The organism is Ectopseudomonas oleovorans (assembly GCF_003052605.1).
GTDB classification, from domain to species: Bacteria; Pseudomonadota; Gammaproteobacteria; order Pseudomonadales; family Pseudomonadaceae; genus Aquipseudomonas; species Aquipseudomonas oleovorans_A.
Map to the genome: position 1 here is coordinate 50,154 of NZ_QASO01000028.1, position 9,878 is coordinate 60,031.

8 protein-coding genes are annotated in these 9,878 nt (G+C 63.3%); 6 read left to right on the forward strand and 2 right to left on the reverse strand.

Going from position 1 to position 9,878, the window contains the following annotated elements; all coding sequences use genetic code 11:
- Positions 1-61: 61 nt before the first annotated feature.
- On the reverse strand, positions 62-1,924 hold the full coding sequence (gene exaA, locus DBO86_RS04555; protein WP_084341924.1) for a quinoprotein ethanol dehydrogenase: 1,863 nt from the start codon (positions 1,922-1,924) through the stop codon (positions 62-64).
- Between the two features lie 290 nt (positions 1,925-2,214).
- On the opposite strand from exaA, the gene pedF reads away from it, so the two are divergent.
- The 4 genes from pedF to DBO86_RS04575 all read left to right on the forward strand — a co-directional run bounded on the left by pedF (position 2,215) and on the right by DBO86_RS04575 (position 5,475).
- Positions 2,215-2,634, forward strand: coding sequence for a cytochrome c-550 PedF (gene pedF / locus DBO86_RS04560; RefSeq protein ID WP_003461185.1), 420 nt, complete (start codon positions 2,215-2,217; stop codon positions 2,632-2,634).
- 148 nt (positions 2,635-2,782) lie between these two features.
- Positions 2,783-3,655, forward strand: coding sequence for a substrate-binding periplasmic protein (locus DBO86_RS04565; protein ID WP_108233091.1), 873 nt, complete (start codon positions 2,783-2,785; stop codon positions 3,653-3,655).
- Positions 3,656-3,676: 21 nt separating this feature from the next.
- Positions 3,677-4,426 carry a quinoprotein dehydrogenase-associated SoxYZ-like carrier gene (locus DBO86_RS04570; protein ID WP_108233092.1) on the forward strand — a complete coding sequence of 250 codons (750 nt, stop codon included), beginning with the start codon at positions 3,677-3,679 and terminating at the stop codon, positions 4,424-4,426.
- Positions 4,427-4,545: 119 nt separating this feature from the next.
- Positions 4,546-5,475, forward strand: coding sequence for a quinoprotein relay system zinc metallohydrolase 1 (locus DBO86_RS04575; RefSeq protein ID WP_108233093.1), 930 nt, complete (start codon positions 4,546-4,548; stop codon positions 5,473-5,475).
- 190 nt (positions 5,476-5,665) lie between these two features.
- On the opposite strand, the gene DBO86_RS04580 is transcribed toward DBO86_RS04575, so the two are convergent.
- Positions 5,666-6,052: a hypothetical protein gene (locus DBO86_RS04580; protein ID WP_074858991.1), complete on the reverse strand. Its 387-nt coding sequence runs from the start codon at positions 6,050-6,052 to the stop codon at positions 5,666-5,668.
- A 217-nt stretch (positions 6,053-6,269) separates the two neighbouring features.
- Between DBO86_RS04580 and DBO86_RS04585 the strand changes: the two genes are divergently transcribed.
- On the forward strand, positions 6,270-8,045 hold the full coding sequence (locus DBO86_RS04585) for a methanol/ethanol family PQQ-dependent dehydrogenase (RefSeq protein ID WP_108233094.1): 1,776 nt from the start codon (positions 6,270-6,272) through the stop codon (positions 8,043-8,045).
- A 322-nt stretch (positions 8,046-8,367) separates the two neighbouring features.
- A partial coding sequence (gene exaC, locus DBO86_RS04590) for an acetaldehyde dehydrogenase ExaC (protein WP_108233095.1) occupies positions 8,368-9,878 on the forward strand: 1,511 nt, incomplete at its 3' end.

Genomic DNA, 9,878 nt, shown 5'->3' on the forward strand with positions numbered 1-9,878 from the left:
GGCTAAAGCCCCTCCCACAGGTAGCATGCATGGCGCACCAGGTGCGCCATGCGTTCAGCCTTTAGCGTTGGGCGCTGGCTTTGTCCCAGCTCGGCAGTTTGAACACCCAGAAGGAACCGCCCTGGGCAACCGGTTTGGTCAGCTCGGCCATGTCGCCGCCCCACAGCGGCACGGCGCCGCCGTAGCCGGCAGTTACGCCGATGTACTGCTCACCGTCCTGTTCCCAGGTGACGGGCGGGGAGATGATTCCGGTGCCGACCTGGAACTTCCACAGCTCCTTACCGTTCTTGGCGTCGAAGGCCTTGAAGTAGCCGTCGCCGGTGCCGGTGAATACCAGGTTGCCTTTGGTGGCCAGTACGCCGGCCCATAGCGGCAGGCGCTCCTTGTGCTCCCAGGCGACCTTGCCGGTGGTCGGGTTCATCGCGCGCAGGATGCCGACGTGATCGTCGAACAGACGCTTGATGCGAAAGCCCATGCCCAGGTAGGCGGAGCCTTTTTTGTAGGTGGCTTCCTCGGCCCAGTAGTCCTCCTTCCAGTGGTTGGCCGGGACGTAGAACAGGCCAGTGTCCTGGCTGTAGGCCATCGGGTTCCAGTTCTTGCCGCCGAGGAACGGCGGGGAGACTTCGACCACTTCACCCTTGCTTTCACCGGGCTTGGGCTTCGGCGGGCGTTGCCCCGGATTCTCTACCGGGCGACCGGTTTCCAGGTCGATGTGGCTGGCCCAGGTGATCTTGTCGACGAAGGGGAAGGCATTTTTCAGTTTGCCGTTGCTGCGGTCGACCACGTAGAAGAAGCCGTTGCGGTCGGCGTGGGCGGTAGCCTTGGTGACCTTGCCGTCCTTGTCCTTGTAGTCGAACAGCACCAGCTCGTTGTTGCCGGAGAAGTCCCAGGCGTCGTTCGGGGTGTGCTGGTAGAACCACTTCACTTCACCGGTGGTGGGGTCGACGCCGACCTGGCCGGAGGTGTACAGGCTGTCGTAGTCCTTGGGGTCGCCGCCATCGCTGGTCCGCGCCCAGCCGTTCCACGGCGCCGGGTTGCCGGCGCCGATGATGATGGTGTTGGTCTCGGCATCGAAGCTGGCGCTCTGCCACGGCGCACCACCGCCCTGGCTCCAGGCTTCCTTCTTGCCGGTCGGGTGGTTGGGATCATCCGGCCAGCTCGGTGCTTTGACGTCGCCGGTCGGGGTACTTTCCTTGCCATTCAGGCGGCCCATGTGGCCTTCGACGAACGGACGCATCCAGACTTCTTCGCCAGTCTCCGGATCGCGGGCGAACAGCTTGCCGACCACGCCGAATTCATCGCCTGAGCTGCCGTGGATGACCAGCACCTTGCCGGTCTTGCCATCCTTCACGATGGTCGGCGCGCCGGTCATGGTGTAGCCGGCGGAGTGATCACCGAATTTCTTGTTCCACACCACCTTGCCGGTGTCCTTGTTCAGCGCCACGACGCGGGCATCGAGGGTGCCGAAGTAGATCTTGTCGCCATAGATGGCGGCGCCGCGGTTGACCACGTCGCAGCATGGGCGGATGTCGTCGGGAAGGCGGTGGCTGTAGGTCCACAGGCGCTTGCCGGTCTTGGCGTCGAGGGCGAAGACGCGCGAGTAGGAGCCGGTCACGTAGACCACACCGTCGTGGATGATGGCCTGCGATTCCTGGCCGCGCTGCTTCTCGTCGCCGAAGGAATAGCTCCACGCCGGAGTCAGCTTGAACACGTTCTCGGCGTTCACCTGAGCCAGCGGGCTCCAGCGCTGGGCGTTGGTACCCATGCCGTACTGCAGCACGTTGCTGGTGGTGGTGTGGTCGTTGGCAATGTCTTCCCAGGTGACCGGCTTGGCGAGCGCGCCCTGGCTAAGCGCCAGGCCGCCGGCCAGCATCAGGGCAAGCGCCAGGGGACGCGGGGTGCTGGGTAGGTTTCTTGTTGTCATGGTTGTGCTTCCCGTTGAAGAAAGTGATCGCCGCAGTGGCAAGTCGATGGTGGTACCCGGCCACCTTCGCGCCTACGGAAAAACTCCCGCCTTTACCGGGAGGATTTCCCGGCCGGGGCATGACTTGGCCTTGCTGCCAAGGCATCGCCAACACCCCCTCACAAGCCCTACTACCAAGGGACTAGAACGCGACCACCAAAGCAGCATTCGGCGCGTTGCACGGCCTTTCTAAGATGGTCGCCACGAGCTCTGTATGGGCTGTATTGCGTGCATTAGATGAGGTCCTAGCCATGAACAAGAAGATCCAATCCACCCTGGCGCTGCTGTTGCTCGCCGCATCGACCAACCTCTGGGCGCACGGTGATGTGGTACCGCAGGCGGTGAACACCGATGGCCTGGAACCGCTGGGTGATCAATGGCTGGACGAGAACCCCTATCGCGACAACCCACGCGCCATCGAGATCGGCGCGTCGGCCTACAACCAGAACTGCGCCGCCTGCCACGGCCTGGAAGCCAAGTCCGGCGGTATCGCCCCGGACCTGCGCCTGCTCGAGCTGGGTGCCATGGGTGACGAGTGGTACAAGGAACGGGTGATCAACGGTGCGGTGCGCGATGGCCGCGTGTACATGCCGAAGATGGCCGACTTCCTTAGCCAGGAAGCATTGTGGGCTGTGCGTAGCTACCTGGAGAGCGTGCACGTCGAGGAGTAAGCGCTTGATGATAAATCTGCTGCGCTCGGCATCTCGCGTTTCGGCGGTGCTCGCAATGCTCATGTATTTCAATACATTCCGCTTGCTACGCGCAGGCCCAGCGCGACCTGCCATCGCTCGCGACAATTTCTTCATAAGCGCTCGCGTCATGCGCCTGTTGATCCTCTTGTGTGGCCTGCTGCTGTGCCAGGGTACGGCCCAGGCGCAGGTGCGCGACTTCGACCGCATCACCGAGTCGGGCACCCTGCGCGTGGCGCTGTACCAGAACTTCCCGCCCTACAGTTACGAGCAGGACGGTCAGCCGCGTGGCGTCGACTACGAGCTGGCCAAGGCGCTGGCAGAAGGGCTTGGGCTCAAGCTGGAAGTGATGTGGGCGCCGCCAGGCGAAAAACTCGACGATGACCTACGCGACTACATCTGGCGTGGCCGGGTGACCGCGCAGGGGAAGTTGGCCGATGTGATGTTGCGCGTGCCATACGACCGCGACTACGCGCAGATGCGCAATGAGCTGGGCGAGCTGGTCAACGAACGCGTGGTGATGTTCGGCCCCTATCAGCGCGAGCGCTGGCAACTGGCGTTCGATCGTCGGCGTCTGCCCGAGGTGCCGAGCATTCATGCCTTGCGCCAGCATCCAGTGGGCGTGGAAGTCGAGAGTGTGCCCTCGTTCTACCTGAGTTCGGTGCAGGGCGGCATGCTCAGCCAGGAAACCCGCCATTACCCAACGCCGAAGCTGGCTTTTGCGGCCATGCAGGGTGGTGAAGTGGATGCGGTGATGGCGCTGCGTGGCGAGGTGGACTGGCTGCTGCACGAGGCCAATGACCCGCAGCTGGCGCTGGCCGAGAACGCCTATCCGGACATGGGCCGGCAGATCTGGGAAATCGGCATGGCGGTGCACGAAACCAATCGGCAACTGGCCTATGCCCTGGAAGAACAGCTGGAAAACCTGATTCTCGACGGCTCGCTCGAACGCCTGTACGCGCGCTACGGGCTGCGCTTTGAGAAGCCGGAACAATACCAATAAGAGTCGAGCCGGAGGTGGGCGATGGATTGGCGTAGCCTGATATTGCTGGCCCTGTTTGCCTGGGCCTGGGAAGCAAGGGCCGCCGCGCCCGATCCGGTCACCTCGGTGATGTGGGACTACTACCACCAGCGCCTGCTCAACGGTGAGGCCTTCGTCTTCGACGACAAGATTCGCCTCGAGGTGCCGCCATTCGCCGAGGATGCGCGCCAGGTGCCGATCCAGATCAACGCCAGCGCCTACCGTGGCAAGGTCAAGCGCATTCTGGCTTGGGCCGAGCTCAACCCCATCCCGCAGATCTTCGATTTTGCTCCCGGCGCGCAGCTCGAACCTAGCCTGGCCATCCGCATCCGCGTCGAGCAGGCCACGCCGATTCGCGCGGCGGTGCTCACCGACGATGGCGTCTGGCATATCGGCTCGGCTCGCGTCGAAGCAGCAGGTGGCGGCTGTACCGCGCCCAGCGTGGTACGTGCCGAGGCTGGCTGGGAGGAACGCCTGGGGCAAGTGCTGGGCAAGCGCTTCGTACGTGGTGAGGACAGCCGCCTGCGCCTGCAGGTTTCGCACCCGATGGACAACGGTCTGGTCGGCGGCATCCCCGAGTTTTACATCGAAGAAGCTGAGCTGCGCGATGCCGATGGCCAGGTGCTGGGGCGTATCGAGTTGTTCCCCGCTGTCAGCGAGAACCCGACGCTGACCTTCGACCTGCGCGGCGACCGGCAGGCCGAGCTGTGGTTGCGCGACAACAACGGCAACGAATTCCGGGCCGCGTTCTGACCGTGTTTTCATTCGCCGCGGGGCGCGGCTCCTACAAGAAGCAACAATGTTCGCCCTGTCTGTAGGAGCCCCGCCTCGGGGCGAAGCTCGCGGCTCAGGCAGATTTCGAGGAGAAAAGCATGCGCTGGATACTGTTTCTGCTGGCTCTCGGTAGCGGGTTTGCGCAGGCGCTCGATTACCACCTGCAACCCCGACAGATCGCCGAGGGCGTCTGGTTGCTGGAGGGCAGTACCGACAATTTTGCGGTGGACAATGGCGGTAATATCGTCAACGTCGGTTTCATCGAAACCGCGGACGGCGTGGTGGTGATCGACACCGGTCCGTCGCGGCGTTATGGCGAGGCGCTGCGCCAGAGCATCGAGAAAACCACCGGCAAACCGGTGCTGCGCGTGTTGCTGACTCACCATCACCCCGATCATGTGCTGGGCAACCAGGCTTTCGCCGGGGTGCCCATCGCGGCATTGCCTGAGACCACTCGGTTGCTGGCCGAACAGGGCGACGCCATGGCGGAGAACATGTATCGCCTGGTCGGCGACTGGATGCGCGGCACCGAAGTGGTGTTGCCCACCGAGGTGGTGCAGGAAGGCACGCTGGAATTTGGCGGCAGGCGCCTGCAACTGCTTGCGCTAAGAGGGCATACCGGCGCCGACCTGGCAATTCTGGATGAGCGTACGGGCGTGCTGTTCGCCGGCGATATCCTGTTCTATCAGCGTGCGCTGACCACGCCGAACAGTCCGGGGCTGGACGTGTGGCTGGCCGATCTGGATCGGCTCGAAGCAATGCCATGGAAGCAGATCGTGCCCGGCCATGGGCCGGTAACCACGGATGCGGCGCCGTTCGTGCAGATGCGTGATTACCTGGGCTGGCTCGATGGCTTGCTGCGTCAGGGGGCAGAGCAGGGCGCGGAGATGAACGAACTGATCCGCGCTCCGATCCCTGAGCGCTTCGCTCAGGTCAACCTGTCGCGCTACGAGCTAATCCGCAGCGTCAGCCACCTCTACCCACGCTACGAGCGCCAGGCCATGGCGCGGGTGGATGCCAATCCGTAAGAGCCCGCTTGCGGGCGATGGTGTTGGCCGGTGGGCTTTATCGCCGGCAAGCCGGCTCCTACAAGAGCACCAGCCGAGTAGGGCGTACTCGCGAAGTAGTACGCCGGGAGCAGTTGGTGGACTGTTCGCTGCGCTCCGGAGTCCACCCTACAACCTGCGCTACGAGCGCTCGGCGTTGCGAGCCTGGTGCCTAGAGCTCTTCGTCATCACGAATCAGCACGTAATGACGGCCGTGCTCGGTCTCTTCGTGGTCGTAGACGTAATACATCACCACGTCGCCTTGGTTGGACTGCACGGCCACGTAGTCACCGCTGTCGGGCATGAAGAATTCCCGGGTGGCTGGCTTGGCCAGGCATTCGATATGGGCGCTGACGAAGTGGGTGGGGTCTTCTTCGCCGAAATAGTCCTCGCGCTGGTGCGCATCCCAATCCTGCGGCGGCTCGAAGGCACCGGTGATCAGCACCTTGCCGTCGCCTAGATCCTGCTCTTCGGCATCCGGGTCCTGCTCGTCCGGGCGATAGACCGTGCAGTCCAGTGCATCGGGATGGTTGAGAATTTCCTGGCGAGGGTGGGGCACGGGCGTCTCCGATCAGAATGTGCGGGCGGCCAAGTGTCGGGCAAAGCCGGGGCCGCCGCAATCGTCATGATCATGGCTTGTGGAGCAGGTATTGCTACCAAGGAACGAGGAAAATCGGCTGGGGGTGCAATTGTTGGGTGGCCTGTGCGAGCCAAGAATTTGCGGCAGACCGGGAAAATTTCCCGGCAATAACAATGAACCCGCAGAGGTAGCCGCAATGAAACACGCCGGTCTTCGCCAGCCTTTCCTCCTCACCGCACTCTGTGCCGCCATGCTGTTGCCGTCCGCCGCCGCGCTGGCGGTCACCGACGCCGAGATTCTCAAGGACGCCACCACCACCGACGAGATCGTCACCAATGGCCTCGGTCTGCAAGGCCAGCGCTACAGCCCGCTGAACATCCTCAACGAGCAGAACGTCAAGGAACTGCGCCCCGTCTGGACCATGTCCTTCGGTGGTGAGAAGCAGCGTGGTCAGCAGGCGCAGCCGCTGATCAAGGACGGTGTGATGTACGTCACCGCTTCCTATTCGCGGGTGTTCGCCGTCGATGCGCGCACCGGGCGCGAGCTGTGGCAGTACGAAGCGCGCCTGCCGGACGATATCCGCCCTTGCTGCGACGTGATCAACCGGGGCGTCGCCCTGTACGACGATTTGGTGATCTTCGGCACCCTCGATGCCAAGCTGGTGGCGTTGAACAAGGACACCGGCAAGGTGGTATGGCGCAAGAACGTCGCCGATCACAAGGCGGGTTACTCCATCACCGCGGCGCCGCTGGTGGTCAACGGCAAGCTGATCACTGGCGTCTCCGGTGGTGAGTTCGGCGTGGTTGGCAAGATCGAAGCCTACGATCCGAAGAACGGTGAGCTGCTCTGGAGTCGCCCGACCGTCGAAGGTCACATGGGCTACGTCTACAAGGACGGCAAGGCCGTCGAGAATGGCATCAGTGGTGGCGAGGCCGGCAAGACCTGGCCGGGCGACCTGTGGAAGACCGGTGGCGCCGCGCCCTGGCTCGGCGGCTACTACGATGCCGACACCAACCTGCTGTTCTTCGGTACCGGCAACCCGGCGCCGTGGAACTCCCACCTGCGCCCTGGCGACAACCTCTACTCGTCCTCGCGCCTGGCACTGAACCCGGACGACGGCAGCATCCAGTGGCACTTCCAGACCACGCCGCACGACGGCTGGGACTTCGACGGCGTCAACGAGCTGATCTCCTTCGATTATCAGGAAGGCGGCAAGACCATCAAGGCGGCGGCCACCGCCGACCGTAACGGCTTCTTCTACGTGCTCGACCGCACCAACGGCAAGTTCATCCGTGGCTTCCCCTTCGTCGACAAGATCACCTGGGCCAAGGGCCTGGACAAGAATGGCCGGCCAATCTACGACGACAGCAACCGCCCTGGCTCGCCGAGCGCGAAGGAAAAGGGCAAGAGCGTGTTCTCCGCACCGGCCTTCCTCGGCGCGAAGAACTGGATGCCCATGGCCTACAGCCAGGACACCGGTCTGTTCTACGTACCGTCCAACGAGTGGGGCATGGACATCTGGAACGAAGACATCGCCTACAAGAAGGGCGCCGCCTACCTAGGGGCCGGCTTCACCATCAAGCCGCTGAACGAGGAATACATCGGTGTGCTGCGCGCCATCGATCCGAAGACCGGCAAGGAAGTCTGGCGCCACAAGAACTACGCACCGCTGTGGGGCGGGGTGCTGACCACCAAGGGCAACCTGGTATTCACCGGCAACCCGGAAGGCTACCTGCAGGCGTTCAACGCCAGGACTGGTGAGAAAGTCTGGGAATTCCAGACCGGCTCGGGTGTGATCGGCTCGCCCGTGACCTGGGAAATGGACGGCGAGCAGTACGTCTCCGTTCTGTCCGGCTGGGGCGGCGCGGTACCGCTGTGGGGCGGTGAGGTGGCCAAGCGCGTCAAGCACCTGAACCAGGGCGGCATGCTGTGGACCTTCAAGCTGCCGAAGGAGCTGGTGGCCAAGCACTGATTGGCTGATGCATCAGTCGATGGCCGGACACTGTCCGGCCATCGTTGTTTCTGGGCTCTGTCGGCGCGCTACTGGCTGCTTGTAAATGCCACGGGCGAATTTTAGTATCGGGGAATGCAAGACTAGGCCAGCGGCTCTACACTTTAGTTTTCATAGCCTCGTACCTCGCTGCCAAAGGCCCGTGCCAGCCCGCTCTACTACCAAATGACGAGACGATCTGTGCCATGGGCGCATACCGAGGTTTTCAGGGGCTTCCTAAGATCGAACCATGACTCGCTTCCCAGACTGGCAGCGGGCTCCGACAACAAGAGAGGTCAGCATCATGATTTACGCCAAACCGGGTACCGCAGGCGCCCTCGTCACCCTCAAACCACGCTATGGCAACTATATCGGAGGTGAGTTCGTCGCCCCGCTCAGCGGCCAGTACTTCAGCAACACCAGCCCGGTCGATGGCTCGGTGATCGGCGAATTCCCCCGCTCCAACGCCGCCGACATCGACAAGGCTCTCGATGCTGCTCACGCCGCTGCCGACGCCTGGGGCCGCACCAGCGTGCAGGAGCGTTCGCACATCCTGCTGAAAATCGCCGACCGCATCGAAGCCAACCTCGAACTGCTCGCCGTGGCCGAAACCTGGGACAACGGCAAGCCGGTGCGTGAGACGCTGAACGCCGACGTACCGCTGGCCGTCGACCACTTCCGTTACTTCGCCGGCTGCATCCGCGCTCAGGAAGGCAGCACCGCCGAGATCAACGACGGCACCGTGGCTTATCACTTCCACGAGCCGCTGGGCGTAGTCGGGCAGATCATCCCGTGGAACTTCCCGCTGCTGATGGCCGCGTGGAAGCTGGCTCCGGCGCTGGCTGCCGGCAACGCCATCGTGCTCAAGCCGGCCGAGCAGACGCCGCTGTCGATCACCCTGCTGGTGGAAATCATCGGCGACCTGTTGCCACCAGGCGTGCTCAATATCGTCCAGGGTTTTGGCCGCGAGGCCGGTGAGGCGCTGGCCACCAGCACGCGCATCGCCAAGATCGCCTTCACCGGCTCCACCCCGGTGGGCTCGCACATCATGAAGTGCGCTGCCGAGAACATCATCCCGAGCACTGTCGAGCTGGGCGGCAAATCGCCGAACATCTTCTTCGCCGACATCATGAACGCCGAGCCGGCCTTCATCGAGAAGGCTGCCGAAGGCCTGGTGCTGGGTTTCTTCAACCAGGGCGAGATCTGCACCTGCCCGTCGCGCGCGCTGGTGCAGGAGTCGATCTACGACGCCTTCATGGTCGAGGTGATGAAGAAGGTCAAACAGATCAAGCGCGGCAACCCGCTGGACACCGAGACCATGGTTGGCGCCCAGGCCTCGCAGCAGCAGTTCGACAAGATCTTGAGCTACCTGGAGATCGCCCAGCAGGAAGGCGCGCAGGTGCTTACCGGCGGTGCTGCCGAGCGGCTCGAAGGCGACCTGGCCAGCGGCTATTACATCCAGCCGACCCTGCTCAAGGGGCACAACAAGATGCGCGTGTTCCAGGAAGAGATCTTCGGCCCGGTGATCGGCGTGACCACCTTCAAGGACGAAGCCGAAGCCCTGGCGATTGCCAACGACACCGAGTTCGGTCTGGGCGCCGGTGTGTGGAGCCGCGACATCAACACCGCGTACCGCATGGGTCGTGGGATCAAGGCCGGCCGTGTGTGGACCAACTGCTACCACCTGTACCCGGCGCACGCCGCCTTCGGTGGCTACAAGAAGTCCGGTGTCGGCCGTGAAAACCACAAGATGATGCTCGACCACTACCAGCAGACCAAGAACCTGCTGGTGAGCTACGACATCAATCCGCTGGG